This window comes from Lactiplantibacillus herbarum (assembly GCF_001039045.1).
Lineage (GTDB): Bacteria > Bacillota > Bacilli > Lactobacillales > Lactobacillaceae > Lactiplantibacillus > Lactiplantibacillus herbarum.
On sequence record NZ_LFEE01000028.1, the window covers coordinates 1 to 14,662 of the forward strand.

The window sequence follows — 14,662 nt, forward strand, 5'->3', positions numbered from 1 at the left end:
ATTCGTTCAAGTTATTTCTTGCAATCTGCCGTTAATTTAAATTTAATTTTGCAAGATAGTTTTCTCTGCCATGATAGACATGGATAACCTGAACTAAATTTTCTTTTTCATCAAGTTTATAAAAAATCAAGTAGTCGCCACTCATTAAATATCGATAATCATTTGGAATAGCAACCCTTGAACTTAATTTTTCACCAATTTTAGGACTTGTACGCAAACGTTGTAAATCACGATAAAACGCCTCAAATACTGACTTTATCGTACTTTCGTAATAGTTACCATGTAACATATAAGTATGGATACGTTCCATATCATTATCAAAGGCTCTACCCTTTGTCACGTGGTATTTAGTCACCAAAGTCACCTAATTTGTACTTTTTGGCAAACTCGTCAATATCCTCACCCTCGCCAAAGTCAGCCTCCGCACGATTTAATTCCGTTAATAACCAGACTTCAGCTTGCTTTCGTTGCCATTCATCAAGGTTAACCATCACTGCTTTTCCAACTCCGTTTTTAGTTAAAACAATCGGCTCACCGTCCTGAACTTCATTCACAACTTTATTGTAGTCTCGTAAGATTGAACTAGGTTTAATAATTTCCATACTATTTGCCTCCTTTGTCTATATCTAAATAGTATTATAATCCCTTTTGCTGTAAATTTACATCTAAACATCCTAATAATTTTTTCACTTCAAAGAAAAAATGCTGTCAACAAAATAGCCACAAAAAAACTCACTTAATCAAAGCAATCGACTTTAATTAAGCGAGTTTACCCCATACTAATATCAGATTTATTTCTAGGTTGTTGTAGCACTGTACTAAAAATAATAGCTAGGTTATTTAATAGATATTAATCAACCCTTGTGTCCCTTGATCGCCAAGCCCTTTGACGTCGACCATCACTTCGTACAGCCGCTTAGCTTGGGCAGTTGCCACGAGGTCTAAGCCCATTGAATCTGCCTCGCTGAGGGCAATCCGTAAATCCTTTAAGAAATGGCGTGAGAAGAACCCCGGTGTGTAATCATCTTTTAAGATGCGTGGCACGTAGTTATCCATGCTCCAGTTGTCGGCGCCACCACTAGAAAGTGTTGCTAAGACCTTTTCAGGATCTAAGCCCGCTGCCTTAGTGTAAAGTAACATTTCCGTTAAGCCGGTCATCGTACCCGCAATCATGATTTGATTGGCCATCTTAGCGTGTTGACCCGTACCAGCAGCGCCAAAATGGTTAACTTTATGGCCCATAACCTCAAATAATGGCAACATGGCTTGGTAAGTCGCTTCGTCACCACCGACCATCACGGTCAACGTGGCATTCTTGGCACCAATATCACCACCAGATACGGGTGCGTCTAACGCCTGCATACCGTGTTTAGCCGCATAATCCGCAATCTTAGCAGCTAATTTAGGTTGGCTGGTCGTCATGTCGATCGCTGTTTTACCCTTAGCTAAACCACTAAAGATACCATCATCGCCAAAGTAGACCTGCTCAACATCCTTGGGGAAGCCAACCATCGTAAACACAACGTCACTATTAGCCGCAACTTTTGCTGGCGTATCCGCCCACGTGGCCCCGGCTGCGACTAAGGCATCCGTCTTGCTCTTTGTTCGGTTATACACCGTCATCTCGTAACCAGCAGCCATTAAATTGGTCACCATTGCAGCACCCATAACACCCGTACCAATCCAACCTAATTTCATCATCTACACACCTTACCTTTCAAATCTGCTTATTTACCACGTTGTCGCCAGAAGTGAATGACCATCGTCACCACTACGGCCGCAACTACAATCAATCCAAACGCACTAGCTGGGATATCCCAACCAATCGCTGGAATCGAAATGAATAACTTAACTGCAATCAACACAATTAAACAGTACGCCATGGTTTCCAGTTCCGGAATCTTACGCATCAGTCGCATAATCACTTCAGCGATTCCCCGCATACAAGCGATTCCAATCATACCGCCAATCAGAACGACAACCGGGTTGTCTGAAATTGCTAATGAGGTCAGGACAGAGTCAATTGAAAAGATGATATCCATCATTTCAATCTGAATCACGACGGACCAGAAACGACTTAGCCCGAAAAAGCTGCGGGTCTGCCGCTGAGGTTTGGATTTAGCTGCACCCTCAGCTGGCTGTGTAAAGTAACGGTAAACCAGGTAAGCCAAATAACCGGCACCCAATACCTTGATCTCCCAGAAACCAATCAGATACGTTCCAACCCCGATAATGAGGAAGCGAAATAAATAAGCGCCCCATAATCCATAGAACAAGGATTTTTCACGTTCCTGCAGATTATCCAAACTCTGCGTTTGCGCTGCTAAGACGACGGCATTGTCGACTGACAGTAAACACTCGATCACGGCTAACGATAGAATAATGATCCAGTCGTTAGCTGACGTAATCACTTGCCCCCAGTTGGCGGGACTAAAAAATGGACCATACAACTGTTCAATTAAATGTAACAAGGGGCATCCTCTTTTTCTAATCAATTATTGGTTAGTTTAAGTATACCCGTTAAAGACCATTATGAAGCGTTGTGACGGTAATTTTCAAGAATAAGGCAAACTTTGGTCACTTTTTCCTACTATATATAAACTGACTTTTCAATCACAGCCAAACTGTGCCACTAATCATTGACAAAATAAAAGAGCTTGAATATTAGGATCCAAGCTCAATCTGAATTTATTATTTACTATTCCTGTTGTTGCTCAAATTGACGCATCAATGACTGCACCGCCGCGTTATCCGCTGCCGTTCCAATCGTCAAGCGAATCCAATCCGGTCGCAACCCGGTCCGCAACAGATACCCGTGGTGTAATAAGTAATCTGCTAATTGTGCTGCCCGTGGGTGTTTAAAGAAGATGAAATTGGCTCCGCTTTGATCATAGGTTAGCTGCTGTTCATCAAAGAACGCTTGCCATTTATCCCGTTCAGCTGCGTTACGAGTTACTGTGTCCTGAACAAATGATTTATCGTTCAAGGCGGCTAGTGCGGCAACTTGTGCTAATGAATTAACGTTGTAAGGTAGTCGAACTGCCTGCATCGTTGCCGCATAGGCTTCATTGAAAACCGCGTAACCAACTCGGAAATTAGCCAGTCCATACGCCTTTGAGAAGGTCCGCATCACCACAACGTTAGCGTATTTAGCAGGTAATTGCATCGCTGTCACTTGATCCGCATCGGGTGCAAAATCAATGTAGGCTTCGTCAATTAAGACCGCCGTCTCGGCAGGAACCTGTTGAACGAACGCCTCGATATCTGCCAGTGATTCCACCGTACCAGTCGGATTGTTCGGATACATAACCAGACCATCTTAACGGCGGGCGTCAGTGCGGCAGCCATTGCAGCAAAATCGACGTGATCATTAGCCAAGGTTGGCACGCTTACCAACTCAGCGCCTTCGATTTCAGCGTGTAGCCCGTACTCCGAGAAAGTCGGCGTCGACACCATCACTTGGTCACCAGGTGCGAGCCAAGTCCGGGTCAACATGACGATCATTTCATCAAGGCCAACACTGAAAACTAAGCTGTCTGGATCCAGCTGATAGCGTTGCGCTACCGCTTGCCGCAACGCTTCAGCTTCGGCATCGGGATAACGATTGCTACCCGCAAAATTCCACCCTTTAACGGCTTTTTCCACGGCAGGCGACGTACCATACGGATTCTCATTTGCCGATAACCGGACTAACTTTGATAGCCCTAACTCAGCTTGTAACGTTGCTAACGGCTTTTCGGGGATATATGGTTTTAACTGTTTAACACTAGCTTTCATCGGCGTTCCTCCTCAATCTTAGTTAACTCACAATCGACTACAAATTATTGATTTCTGGACGGTCCTTATAGTCGCTCATCTTACCTTCGCGCTTAGCGAGTTCCATCTTGATCTGATCAAAGGTAACCCCGCGTTCAACTAATAAGACTAAAACGTGGTAGAACAAGTCAGCCGTTTCATAGGTGAGTTCGTCGTCACCAGGATTCTTAGCAGCCACGATAACTTCCGTAGATTCTTCGCCGACTTTTTTCAAAATCTTATCTAAGCCCTTGGTGAATAAGTAATCCGTGTATGAGCCCTTCTTAGGATCTTGTTTGCGTTGTGCGATCATTTCGTATAATTCTTCCATATTTTGCATATTAAGCACCACTTTCATTTATTTAACTTGATTGAAGAAACAACTGTTATGGCCGGTATGGCAAGCTGGTCCGTGTGGATTGACCGTAATCAATAGCGTATCTTGATCACAATCTAGTGTCATGCTGACCACATCCTGCAAGTTACCGCTCGTCTCACCTTTGTGCCACAGTTCTTTTCGTGAACGGGACCAGAACCAAGTCTGTCCCGAATCCAAAGTCCGTTGATAACTCTCAGCGTTCATCCACGCTACCATCAGAACATCCTTGGTAGTTGCATCCGTGACGACCGTCGTAATTAACCCGTCGCCCTTATCAAAATCTGGTTTCATCGGACAGCCACTCCTTCCGCAGTCAACGCACCCTTGACATCCGCAATCGTCAACTCACCAAAGTGAAAGACTGAAGCAGCCAAGGCCCCGTCAACGGGAGTATCAGCGAAGACATCCACAAAATCCTGTAACTTACCGGCACCGCCGCTTGCAATAATTGGTACATTGACCGCTGCACCGAGTTGTTGATACAAACGTTGATCAAAACCAGCCTTCGTGCCATCACGGTCCATACTAGTCACCAATAGTTCACCGGCGCCTAGCGCAACAGCTTGCCGTGCCCACTCGATAGCATCTAATTCAGTCGCTTGTCGGCCACCGTGTGTATAGACACGGTACTGCTGAACCTGTTCATCCCACGCTGTGTCGATTGCCACGACAATACACTGATTACCGAATTTTTCGGCGCCAGCTTTAATCAACTGAGGATCTGCAACTGCCGCCGAGTTGATGGCCGTCTTATCCGCACCAGCCCGTAAGATTCGTTGCATGTCAGCCACACTAGTAATCCCACCACCGATCGTCAGTGGCATGAAGACTTGTGCGGAGACCTGTTCGACCATTTCAGCCATCGTCTCACGGTGTTCATTGGTTGCTGCAATATCCAAGAAGACCAATTCATCGGCACCTTGCTCTTGATAGGCAGCCGCAATCGCTACCGGATCACCAATGTCGGTTAGGTTAACGAAATTGACGCCCTTCTTAACCCGGCCATCCGCAACGTCCAAACACGGAATAATTCGTTTTGCTAACATGGCGCCACCTCCGCTAACTCGGCCAGCGTTACGTTACCAGCAGCCAAGGCCTTGCCAATAATGACATCCTTAAAACCACTAGCTTGCAACATCTGGACATCTTCCAAGTTACGAACGCCACCGCTCGCAATCAAATTGATAGCTGGTAGTTGCGCTTGTAATTCTTGATATAATTCAATATTTGGTCCCTGTAACGTGCCGTCACGCGCGACGTCGGTGACAATAAAGTGCTTGGCACCATCCGCCTGCATCGCTTGCATCAACGTACTCATCTTGGTCTGTGATTGGTCGAGCCAACCATTGATTGCAACGTAACCCTGCTTGCCGTCGATACCAATGACAATGCGGTCACCGCCTAATTCAAGCGTTCCGTTAAAAGCAGCTCGAATGGCAGCGATTGTGGCATAATTTTCTGGCTGACCAGCTTTGGCACCGTCCAAATCAACTAAGTGGAGTTGGTTCAAACCGGCTGCGTTGATCTGTTTGGCCTGCGCTACTGGATCCGCGTTGATTAGCGTTGCTTGTTCAAAATCACCTTGGTAGAGCCGGACACTCTGGCCGGCACGTAAATCAATTGCTGGAAAAATCATTGGCATTCACCATATCCTTAAAAGTTGCTAATTGTTGTAACCCGACTTGCCCACTCTTCTCCGGGTGAAATTGCATCCCGATGACGTTTTGACGTTGCACAATACTTGGCACCGTTACACCGTGATCGACCGTTGCAACTAGTTCTTCTGCCGGACAAACGGCGTAGTACGAATGCACAAAGTAGGTATAGCCCTGATCAATACTGGCAAACTGACTTGTTGATTGTCGTAAGGCGTTTTGATTCCAACCCATCTGAGGAACTTTAACACCTAAATCCGTTGGTAAGGGAGCGACGTTGCCTTCAAGTAAGCCCAATCCCTGATGTTCACCATATTCGGCACTACTCTCAAACAAGAGTTGCATGCCCAAACAGATACCCAGCATTGGTTTGCCATCGCGACCTAATTGCTGTAACACGCTGACTAATTGTCGTTCGCGCAGTGCGTCCATCGCGGCGGCAAAGGCTCCGACACCCGGTAAGATCACGGCTTCGGCGGCTGCCAATTTAGCTGGATCAGCTGTTAGTTCAGTCGGCACTTGTAAGTAATCAAATGCCTTCTTTAAGTTACGGGTATTTCCCGTATCATAATCAACGATTGCGAACATTAAATCACACCCTTTGTGGAGTTAACCCCTTTGATTTCTGGATTAATGGTGACGGCCGCACGCATTGCCCGGCCCAAAGCTTTGAATAAGCTTTCAACTTTGTGGTGGGTATTACGGCCGTAGAGAATTCGTGCGTGTAAGTTCATTTCAGCGGCAAAGGCTACGGCTTGGAAGAAGTCTTCGACCGTTTCCGTATCAAGGCCACCCAAACGGGGATTGGTCAATTCAGCGTCAAAGACAAGGTATGAACGGCCACTCAAGTCGACACTGACTTGGCCTAAGGTTTCATCCATTGGAACAAACTCGGTACCATAACGTTCAATGCCACTCTTGTCACCTAAAGCTTGCTTGAAACATTCACCCAAGACGATTCCAGTATCTTCCGTCGTGTGGTGTGGATCAACGTTCAAGTCGCCGTTACATTTAACGACTAACCCGAAGCGACCGTGTTTCGCAAACAAATTCAACATGTGATCCAAAAAGCCGATACCGGTATCAATCTCGATGCCGCTCTGTTCATCTAAGTTCAAACTAATTTCAATCTGGGTTTCTTTAGTCGTTCGTTTAATCGTTGCTGTACGCATGTGGATTCCTCCCTGATAGTTGTGACTGACCTCATCTAAAAATCAAACGATCTTAATTACTAATCTAGCGACCTAATCGTAGTAAGTATCGAAACGACTCTCGATTGCGCGAGCGTGACCTTCTAGCCCTTCAACCCGAGCCAACGTCGTAATTGCTGACGCTTCTTTGGCTAAAGCTTCCTTAGTGTATTGAATGAAGGACGTGCGTTTAACAAAATCGTACACACCTAATGGGGATGAGAAACGTGCCGTCCCACTGGTTGGCAGAATGTGATTAGGACCGGCCACGTAATCACCTAGTGGTTCAGAGGCGTAACGACCCAAGAAGACTGAACCGGCATTCTTGATCAAGTTTAAGTACTGGGTCGGATTGGCTAACTGAACTTCCAAGTGTTCTGGTGCGACCGTGTTCATCAGTTCAAACATATCTTCAATCCGATCAACAACGGCAATGAAGCCCTTTTCGTTAACTGAAGCCGTTGCGATTTCTTCACGTGGCAAGACTTTCAACTGTGAAGTGACGTTATCGCTAACCGCTTGTGCTAGTTTAGGACTATCCGTAATCAGGATTGGGCGGGCCCGTTGATCGTGTTCTGCTTGGCTGAGTAAATCGGCAGCTAATTGACGAGGATCAGCTGAGTCATCAGCTAAGACGCCGATTTCAGATGGACCAGCCACCATGTCGATAGCAACCTGACCAAAGACTTGCTTCTTGGCCGTCGCTACGAAGATGTTCCCAGGACCGATGATCTTATCAACGGCTGGAATCGAAGCCGTTCCGTAGGCTAAAGCAGCGATTGCTTGCGCCCCACCGACTTGGTAGATGGCGTCGACGCCGGCAATTTTAGCAGCGGCCAGTACGGCTGGATTAATCCCATCTTTTTGGGGTGGTGTCACCATGATGATTTCGTTGACGCCAGCGATCTTAGCAGGTAAGGCACTCATCAATAAGGTTGAAGGATAAGCAGCCGTACCACCGGGAACGTATAGGCCGACCCGATTCAGTGGCATTAACTTCTGTCCACGTAAGACGCCCGCTTGTTCGGCATCGATGAAGCCCGTTGCGCGTTCCTTTTCGTGGAAACTCGTAATATTGCGTTTGGCTAATAACAAAGCGTCCTTAACGTCTTTATCCAAATTTTCGTAAGCTTCGTCAATTGCACTTTGTGGTAACTTGAAGCCCGTTAATTCGACTTGATCGAATTGCTTTTCATAATCACGAACCGCGTCGTCACCATTAGCAATGACGTTGGCGATGATGTCGCGAACCGCGGCTTCAACCTTTAAATCAGTTAATTGTTGGGTTTTACTTTGGACCAATTTTTTTAAACTAGCTAAATCTTCATTAATAATTTTCATTATGCGAGCTCCTTTGGTTTTGGTTCGGCAACAACGGCGGCTAGACGATCTACGAGATCAAAAATAGCGGCTTGATGTTGCTTCAACGACAAGCGATTGACGACTAAACGCGTTGAGACCGGCTGTAAGTAGTCGTAGATCTGTAAGTGATTCTCACGAATAGTGGTCCCAGTCTCCGTAATATCAACAATGGCATCCGCTAACCCGGTTAACGGGGCTAATTCAACGGAGCCCTCGATCTTAACAATTTCAACGTCTTGTCCGAGTTGATCAAAATAACGTTGCGTGATCAGTGGGTACTTGGTTCCGATGATCTTACGGCGTGGTGCCACCGGATCAAAATCAGCAGTCGAGGCTAAGACAAATTGGCACTTTCCAATCCCGAGGTCCAACAGTTCATACTGGGTACTCTGGTGTTCGGTTAAAATATCATTACCGACGATACCAATATCGGCGGCGCCCCGTTCCAAGAAGGTTGTCACGTCCGGCCCCTTAGCTAAAATAAACTCGTAAGGTTGAGTCTCAGAATCGAAGATCAACCGGCGCTGCTTGTTGCGGACTTGCGAGCAATCAACACCCGCTTGTTCGAGTAACGGTAAGACTTGTTTTTCTACCCGCCCTTTAGTTAAGGCAATTTTGAGTCGTTGTTCAGTCATTGGTGACACCTCCCGTTAGATCAATCAGTTCTGCATTCAGACGCTGCGCTTCGGCTTGCGCACCCGCTAAGTCGTCCGCCAAACTTAAACTGGCATTCGGTTGTTGTGCTAAGTATGCTTCGGCTTGTGGCCACTGTTCTGGATCAAAATATAATAGTTGTTTTGCTAGACTAGTTTGTTGTTTCGTTGCCAGCGTGGTCAGTAGGTCAACGTTCAAACCCATCCCAACGGCGGGTTCGGCCTGAGCCTGAAAGTTCGTTAATAACTTATCGTAACGACCACCACTGAATAAGTAACCCGCACCAGCAGTCGAGTAACCCCGAAAAGTTAGGCCCGTATAGTATTTCTGTGGTGCCTGACTACTCAGGTCAATTGAAACGGCTTGTTCTGGCATCGTCCGTTGCATCCAATCAACCACCGTTTGTAGTCGTTGCAGGCTCGGTTGCACACTAGCTGGTAAAGGTGCCGCATCTAGTTGAGCAAAGATCTCAACTGGACGACCGAACAGACGTGGCCAAGCTTGTAAGAAGTCATAGATAGGCTGATCTTGATACGTCGCAATCAGTTCTGCGTACCGTGGCAACTGCTTATCAAACAAGGCGGCTAAAATTTCCTGTTGATTATTTTCATTATCCGTTAAGCTGGCAACAACCCGCTGAGCAAACTGGGCATCGCCTAATTCAATCTCAACTGCGTCAGCAATGAGTTCCGCTGACAACTGGTTAGCGATCGTGAGGCATTCTAGTTCGGCCTTTAGCGAGGCGTAACCGACAAGTTCGATTCCGGCTTGTGTCATCTGATTATATGAACCAGACAGCTGCCGACTAACTCGGAAGATGTCACCCACATAACAGAATTTCTGTGGCAGTGGCACATTGGTTGCACTGATGAAACGTGCAATCGGCAACGTCAGGTCAGGCCGCAAGACCAAGGTGCGACCGTTATTACTTAACAACCGGTATAGCTGATAGTTGCCCATTTGGTACTGATCGAAGACTGCTTCATTCTCTAATAACGGCGTGGCAATTGGCGCTAACCCGCGTTGTTTAAAATGGGCTTGAATCACCGCGATTAAGTGTTGCTTGGTTCGAGCCCGGGTACCAAATTCATCGCGGGTTCCTAATGGTAATAAGTGTTTTAACATTACTAACGCCTCCTATAACGTCGCTATTCAAACTAATCATCGCAGTTTTATGATGGCTGACTAAACAAAAAAACGTCCTCTTAGCATTTCTGCTAAAAGGACGTTTACGCGTGGTTCCACCTTAGTTCGCCCACCGCTCGCACGGTGAACCTCATGTTGATCAAGTCAACTTTGGATAACGAAACCAATTCGGCTAGAGCTAGTGAAAAAAGAGTTCACCCTAGCAGTTCATAGATGTGTGTTCGTTAAGTCTGTCTGTCCGGTTCTCAGCTACCCGGGCTCTCTGTATGAGGAAGGCTTAATTACTTTTTCTACTCACAACTGTTTTTATTAAAATTTGATTAGTCATTTAATTTAATATTCATTGTAGACACTAAACTGATGGCTGTCAACTATTAATTAATTTTTTTATTAAATGCTGTCCGCGACCGACACTCGCAATGTCATGTGCATCGGAACCGTAGATTAGTGGTATAGATAGCTTCTGAACACGTTCAAGAATCTGATTACCCGGGTAAAAATCATTACAAAATGGTTTATACAAACCGGCCAAATTCAAATCCAATTGGCGCTGTTGTTGCTTAATTAACGTCAATGTTCGGTCAACTAACGTTAAATTCTCATCATTTAGCGGTTCGGTCAGATTAAAGTAGTCTTGATACTTGCGAACAAGGCTCATGTGACCGATTCGTTGAGGAGCGTACTGCCCCAGATCTGCTTGTACGGATTCCAGTACGGTTTGATAGTACTGGGCAAACAACCGTTGAGGTGTCGATAGCCACTGACCAAAACCAGCAGCAAAGTCATCCGTCGTAAGATCAACACACCAGAACCGATCGTCCTTCCCCCGCATAAAGTGCACCGATAGAATACTCTCCTGTGTCTGGGGACTGTACGTATCCAAGAACTGGCGCGTCCAAGCGATATGGTCTGGTAAAAAATCAACTTCAAAACCCACGCTGATTTCAATCTGATCGGCGTATTTTTCCTGCAATCCGTGTGCTAATTGCAAGTATTCATCGACCTGATCCAGCCGCAATGACGCCTCCGAAAACCCTTCAGGCGATCCTGAAAATTGCTGTTCAAATTCAGGTGGTAACGGCGCGTGTTCAGTAATACAATACCGCTGCATGCCAAGTTGAATCGCACGTTGAATCATTTTCTCAGTTGCTTCCCCGCTACCATGGGGGCAAAGTTCCGTGTGGGTATGACCATCCATTAACATTCGCTCATCGCCTTTTAATATTTTAGGCTTATTCAAACACACTTTTGTTTGAGTTGCAACTCGTGGTGGTTATCACTAACGATTCCAACCCAACCAAGCTATATACATGACAGTTTGATCTTATTAATTCAAAAACTACTGCAATGATAATTGACTTTTGATTTACCGCTCCGCTTAGATTCAACTTAATTACTAGTTTCTAAACTACTAGTCAGTTTTTACTTGGTAAAAAAACTCTAGTTAATCACCATCATCGCAAATAAACATCAGTCTAGCCGGAGGTGGACAGTACTAGCGATGCTGTGAAGGTGGCGTTAGTTGGACGTTTTTTGTCTAACTTACACCACGGACGATTTGATCATTGGTGAATTGTGCCAATGACCAAATCGAGGGTTCAGACCGCTCCTCAGGCTGAAGCCGGTCCCCACAGCTAAGCTAGTACTGACCACCGGAGGCGAAAGTTATAGTCAGTTTTCATTTTTAGATTTTAGTTAACCCCAGCAACCAATTCGAAGCTATTTTCAATATCCGTTAAAAGACTAACATTTTACTAATTTATTTATGTAAATTGTCATAGTTTAGTTATAGCATGTTATAGTCAGGAATAATCAAAGCGTCCAAGGGGGGATCCGCCATGCAAAACATCATTACTAAACTTTATCAACTCGCACTTTCCAGTCATATTGTTAGTGCATTGCTGCAACCGGTGCACATTGTCATTTTAGCGTTACCTATTATGACGTTACTACTAGCCATCATCGTTTTAACGGTGCAACTGCGTACCCGCCAGACCCTCAGTGAGCGTAATCTAATCAGTACCTACTCGTTTATCTGGTACTTGGCTGCAGCGTACTTATTAATTATTTTGCCGCTACCAACCCGTTCTTCGGTTGCCAGTCTCACTACCGCTGAATATAATTTGCAGCCCTTCTACTTTCTTTCACAGCTGAAATTGCTCACGCCGTTTCAACTCAGCGACCCAAGTACGTGGTTGAGCGCGTTCAAGTCAGATACCTTTTTCCAACCATTCTTCAACGTACTACTATTCATGCCAATTGGTGCTTACTTAAAATGGCGCCGGCACTGGCCACTATGGCTGATCACATTGACAAGTTTTTCAATCTCGTTGTTCTTTGAAACGACTCAATTGACTGGACTTTATGGCTACTACTCACGAGCTTACCGGATGTTTGACGTCGATGACTTGATGATGAACACCCTCGGGGGAATTATTGGTGCATGGGCACTAGTCTTCATTCCACGCAAACTTCGCAACCGCGATCACAGTACCGTTTTGAATTGGAACGAACGGCCAATCAACTGGCGACGCATTGGTGCACTAATTATCGACTGGGCCATCATTGCCGGCTTTGACACACTTTACTTCGTCCTCGTTAAACACTTTGCTTGGCCGTTGCCACACGATTTCCGCTGGTTATACGTTGCTAACATTTGTATTTTCTTCCTATTACCTGCTTGGCGTTGGCACGGCAAAACAATCGGTGGCTTACTACTGAACAGCCGGATCGCTAACGCTGATGGCTCTAATGCTAACTTCGGCCAACTCTTTATCCACTATGGCGGTCTTTACTTCGTTGGTTTACCACTGCTGTTCTTAGACTTGTGGCTATTCAACAGTTTAGGCGACATGCCGAGTGCTACTCTGAATCGTTTGGACGTTTATCTCGTCCTCGTCTCAGTTGTGCTCCTAATTATTAGTTATGACTTGTTACTCGCACTCTTCAGCCGTAGCCATCAGCTCTGGTGTGAAAAGTTAAGTCATACGACGGCCATTTAACGCGATAAGTCCTTTCACACTGCCCCAACCTTTGCGTTGACTCGCAACTCATGGTAAATTTAAGGTAAATTAAAACCTTGGAAGTCTAAAATCATGATAAAAGTCCATAACCTAAGCGACGATTTTCGGTGGGTCGCAGTTAATAATTATACTGAAAACGACTACCATCAACTCGTCAATGAAGAACACGTGACCGACGAAATGTTGGGTTACGCTACCGACCAACATGAACGTGGTCGACTAGAATACGATGATAAAAGTGCCATTACGACCATTATTTTTGACGTGGTCACTAACAATACCGACGATGGCACGTCTACCGCCCAAGTCAGTTTTATGCTGATTGACCATACGTTATTTACCTTTACGACTGATGATACGGCCTTTGTCGAAGATCTATTGGCTGATGAAATTGACGCTGACTGGGAAAATGTCATGCACTCGTATGACTACATTTTCAACGTGCTGTACAAGTTATCCAGACAGTATTTCACCGCCATTAATAAGATCAATAAACAACGCCAAGATATTCAGGTCAAGATGAAGAAACAGATTCAGCGCTCAGTCATCATTCAATTGATGGACTTAGAAACGACACTTGTGTATTTCTTAACGTCCCTCAAAAGTAATAATGACGTGTTGCAATCGCTGAAACGCTTCGTTCCAGTGAAGTTCTCCACTGCCCAACTAGAACGCCTCGACGACATTATTGTTGAAGCCCAACAAGGGTTGGAAATGGCTAACATCGCGTCCGACATTATTGGTCGCGTGTCTAACGCCTATTCTAATATTCTGGATAACAGCTTGAACAATACGATGTGGCTGCTGACGATTTTCTCAATCGTCTTAACGATGCCCAATATCGTCTTCGGTTTCTTCGGCCAAAACGTCGACCTGCCCTTTATGAAGAATCCGTTTGGGTGGGAGATCACCGTCATTATTGCCGTTGGACTATGTGCCCTAACCATCTGGCTGCTCCGTCGTAATTCATTTCGCAAGTAAAGAAAGGCTGGTTAGCTAAAATGCCAAGTCGAATCAAAGTAACTGATACTGCCGATTACATCAGTAAAGCGGCAGTCGAAGCACAACCTATCTTAGAACAGTTGGATCAACTGATCACCACGACATTGACCCAGTTCACTCCTAAGATCAAATGGAACCTGCCGTTCTATGATTTAGAAAAACGCTACGTCAGCATTGCTGCTTATAAGGCGCACGTCAGCCTGAGTATTTCAGCTGATTTAACGGAAGATGTCCTCGCCGCAGCTAAAGCAGCTGGTTACGCAACTGGTCAAAAACGCATGAACATTGCGTTAGACCAACCAGTACCAGTCGAACTCGTTAAACAAGTTTTACAATTGATTGAAGCTTAAAATGCTTGCACACTAACTGCCTGCTGGTTCACGCTTCGACTATTAATATTTGAATGACTAAAAAGGCTCTCGGAAAATGAAGTGCCCCATAATTGTTAGACAAGTA

General features: G+C 45.4%; 17 protein-coding genes, 1 pseudogene and 1 other annotated feature. Of the genes and pseudogenes, 3 read left to right on the forward strand and 15 right to left on the reverse strand.

Features of this window, described 5'->3' with window-relative positions:
* Positions 1 to 31: 31 nt before the first annotated feature.
* From ACG95_RS09315 to hisJ, 15 genes and pseudogenes are all read right to left on the reverse strand, one after another.
* Positions 32 to 340 (reverse strand): type II toxin-antitoxin system RelE/ParE family toxin, encoded by a 309-nt coding sequence (locus tag ACG95_RS09315; protein WP_152668322.1) that lies wholly within the window; start codon positions 338 to 340, stop codon positions 32 to 34.
* A gap of 7 nt (positions 341 to 347) precedes the next feature.
* Positions 348 to 602, reverse strand: coding sequence for a type II toxin-antitoxin system prevent-host-death family antitoxin (locus ACG95_RS09320; protein ID WP_048000258.1), 255 nt, complete (start codon positions 600 to 602; stop codon positions 348 to 350).
* 238 nt (positions 603 to 840) lie between these two features.
* Positions 841 to 1,701, reverse strand: a complete 861-nt coding sequence (locus ACG95_RS09325; RefSeq protein WP_048000259.1) for an NAD(P)-dependent oxidoreductase — start codon at positions 1,699 to 1,701, stop codon at positions 841 to 843.
* Between the two features lie 26 nt (positions 1,702 to 1,727).
* The gene (locus ACG95_RS09330; protein ID WP_048000260.1) at positions 1,728 to 2,471 is read right to left on the reverse strand and encodes a TerC family protein; all 744 of its coding nucleotides are present in this window, start codon (positions 2,469 to 2,471) and stop codon (positions 1,728 to 1,730) included.
* A gap of 227 nt (positions 2,472 to 2,698) precedes the next feature.
* A pseudogene (gene hisC / locus ACG95_RS09335) lies at positions 2,699 to 3,777 on the reverse strand (histidinol-phosphate transaminase).
* Between the two features lie 37 nt (positions 3,778 to 3,814).
* Positions 3,815 to 4,135: a phosphoribosyl-ATP diphosphatase gene (gene hisE, locus ACG95_RS09340; RefSeq protein ID WP_048000261.1), complete on the reverse strand. Its 321-nt coding sequence runs from the start codon at positions 4,133 to 4,135 to the stop codon at positions 3,815 to 3,817.
* A gap of 18 nt (positions 4,136 to 4,153) precedes the next feature.
* The gene (hisI, locus tag ACG95_RS09345) at positions 4,154 to 4,465 is read right to left on the reverse strand and encodes a phosphoribosyl-AMP cyclohydrolase (RefSeq protein ID WP_048000262.1); all 312 of its coding nucleotides are present in this window, start codon (positions 4,463 to 4,465) and stop codon (positions 4,154 to 4,156) included.
* Positions 4,462 to 5,220, reverse strand: coding sequence for an imidazole glycerol phosphate synthase subunit HisF (gene hisF / locus ACG95_RS09350; RefSeq protein ID WP_048000263.1), 759 nt, complete (start codon positions 5,218 to 5,220; stop codon positions 4,462 to 4,464). Before hisF ends, hisI begins: the two co-directional genes overlap by 4 nt.
* Positions 5,214 to 5,810 (reverse strand): 1-(5-phosphoribosyl)-5-[(5-phosphoribosylamino)methylideneamino]imidazole-4-carboxamide isomerase, encoded by a 597-nt coding sequence (locus tag ACG95_RS09355; RefSeq protein ID WP_048000274.1) that lies wholly within the window; start codon positions 5,808 to 5,810, stop codon positions 5,214 to 5,216. Before ACG95_RS09355 ends, hisF begins: the two co-directional genes overlap by 7 nt.
* The gene (gene hisH, locus ACG95_RS09360; protein WP_048000264.1) at positions 5,791 to 6,417 is read right to left on the reverse strand and encodes an imidazole glycerol phosphate synthase subunit HisH; all 627 of its coding nucleotides are present in this window, start codon (positions 6,415 to 6,417) and stop codon (positions 5,791 to 5,793) included. The genes ACG95_RS09355 and hisH overlap by 20 nt, the downstream gene beginning before the upstream one ends.
* A complete protein-coding gene (hisB, locus tag ACG95_RS09365; RefSeq protein WP_048000265.1) occupies positions 6,417 to 7,001 on the reverse strand; it encodes an imidazoleglycerol-phosphate dehydratase HisB in 585 nt (194 codons plus the stop codon). Before hisB ends, hisH begins: the two co-directional genes overlap by 1 nt.
* Before the next feature lie 72 nt (positions 7,002 to 7,073).
* Positions 7,074 to 8,360 carry a histidinol dehydrogenase gene (gene hisD, locus ACG95_RS09370; protein ID WP_048000266.1) on the reverse strand — a complete coding sequence of 429 codons (1,287 nt, stop codon included), beginning with the start codon at positions 8,358 to 8,360 and terminating at the stop codon, positions 7,074 to 7,076.
* A complete protein-coding gene (gene hisG, locus ACG95_RS09375; protein WP_048000267.1) occupies positions 8,360 to 9,016 on the reverse strand; it encodes an ATP phosphoribosyltransferase in 657 nt (218 codons plus the stop codon). The genes hisD and hisG overlap by 1 nt, the downstream gene beginning before the upstream one ends.
* Positions 9,009 to 10,160 carry an ATP phosphoribosyltransferase regulatory subunit gene (gene hisZ / locus ACG95_RS09380; RefSeq protein WP_048000268.1) on the reverse strand — a complete coding sequence of 384 codons (1,152 nt, stop codon included), beginning with the start codon at positions 10,158 to 10,160 and terminating at the stop codon, positions 9,009 to 9,011. Before hisZ ends, hisG begins: the two co-directional genes overlap by 8 nt.
* A 93-nt stretch (positions 10,161 to 10,253) precedes the next feature.
* Positions 10,254 to 10,488, reverse strand: a binding site (T-box leader).
* 60 nt (positions 10,489 to 10,548) lie between these two features.
* Positions 10,549 to 11,385, reverse strand: coding sequence for a histidinol-phosphatase HisJ (gene hisJ / locus ACG95_RS09385; RefSeq protein ID WP_048000269.1), 837 nt, complete (start codon positions 11,383 to 11,385; stop codon positions 10,549 to 10,551).
* Between the two features lie 634 nt (positions 11,386 to 12,019).
* On the opposite strand from hisJ, the gene ACG95_RS09390 reads away from it, so the two are divergent.
* From ACG95_RS09390 to ACG95_RS09400, 3 genes are all read left to right on the forward strand, one after another.
* Positions 12,020 to 13,183: a VanZ family protein gene (locus ACG95_RS09390; protein ID WP_048000270.1), complete on the forward strand. Its 1,164-nt coding sequence runs from the start codon at positions 12,020 to 12,022 to the stop codon at positions 13,181 to 13,183.
* Positions 13,184 to 13,276: 93 nt separating this feature from the next.
* Positions 13,277 to 14,185 (forward strand): magnesium transporter CorA family protein, encoded by a 909-nt coding sequence (locus ACG95_RS09395; protein WP_048000271.1) that lies wholly within the window; start codon positions 13,277 to 13,279, stop codon positions 14,183 to 14,185.
* A gap of 20 nt (positions 14,186 to 14,205) precedes the next feature.
* Positions 14,206 to 14,556: a DUF1801 domain-containing protein gene (locus ACG95_RS09400; RefSeq protein ID WP_048000272.1), complete on the forward strand. Its 351-nt coding sequence runs from the start codon at positions 14,206 to 14,208 to the stop codon at positions 14,554 to 14,556.
* The last annotated feature ends 106 nt before the right edge of the window (positions 14,557 to 14,662 follow it).

Coding starts and splice junctions, on each gene's coding strand:
- ACG95_RS09320 (WP_048000258.1), bottom strand. CDS start 602: ATGGAAATTATTAAACCTAGTTCAATCTTACGAGACTACAATAAAGTT.
- ACG95_RS09325 (WP_048000259.1), bottom strand. CDS start 1,701: ATGATGAAATTAGGTTGGATTGGTACGGGTGTTATGGGTGCTGCAATG.
- hisE (WP_048000261.1), bottom strand. CDS start 4,135: ATGCAAAATATGGAAGAATTATACGAAATGATCGCACAACGCAAACAA.
- hisI (WP_048000262.1), bottom strand. CDS start 4,465: ATGAAACCAGATTTTGATAAGGGCGACGGGTTAATTACGACGGTCGTC.
- hisF (WP_048000263.1), bottom strand. CDS start 5,220: ATGTTAGCAAAACGAATTATTCCGTGTTTGGACGTTGCGGATGGCCGG.
- ACG95_RS09355 (WP_048000274.1), bottom strand. CDS start 5,810: ATGATTTTTCCAGCAATTGATTTACGTGCCGGCCAGAGTGTCCGGCTC.
- hisH (WP_048000264.1), bottom strand. CDS start 6,417: ATGTTCGCAATCGTTGATTATGATACGGGAAATACCCGTAACTTAAAG.
- hisB (WP_048000265.1), bottom strand. CDS start 7,001: ATGCGTACAGCAACGATTAAACGAACGACTAAAGAAACCCAGATTGAA.
- hisD (WP_048000266.1), bottom strand. CDS start 8,360: ATGAAAATTATTAATGAAGATTTAGCTAGTTTAAAAAAATTGGTCCAA.
- hisG (WP_048000267.1), bottom strand. CDS start 9,016: ATGACTGAACAACGACTCAAAATTGCCTTAACTAAAGGGCGGGTAGAA.
- hisZ (WP_048000268.1), bottom strand. CDS start 10,160: ATGTTAAAACACTTATTACCATTAGGAACCCGCGATGAATTTGGTACC.
- hisJ (WP_048000269.1), bottom strand. CDS start 11,385: ATGTTAATGGATGGTCATACCCACACGGAACTTTGCCCCCATGGTAGC.
- ACG95_RS09390 (WP_048000270.1), top strand. CDS start 12,020: ATGCAAAACATCATTACTAAACTTTATCAACTCGCACTTTCCAGTCAT.
- ACG95_RS09395 (WP_048000271.1), top strand. CDS start 13,277: ATGATAAAAGTCCATAACCTAAGCGACGATTTTCGGTGGGTCGCAGTT.
- ACG95_RS09400 (WP_048000272.1), top strand. CDS start 14,206: ATGCCAAGTCGAATCAAAGTAACTGATACTGCCGATTACATCAGTAAA.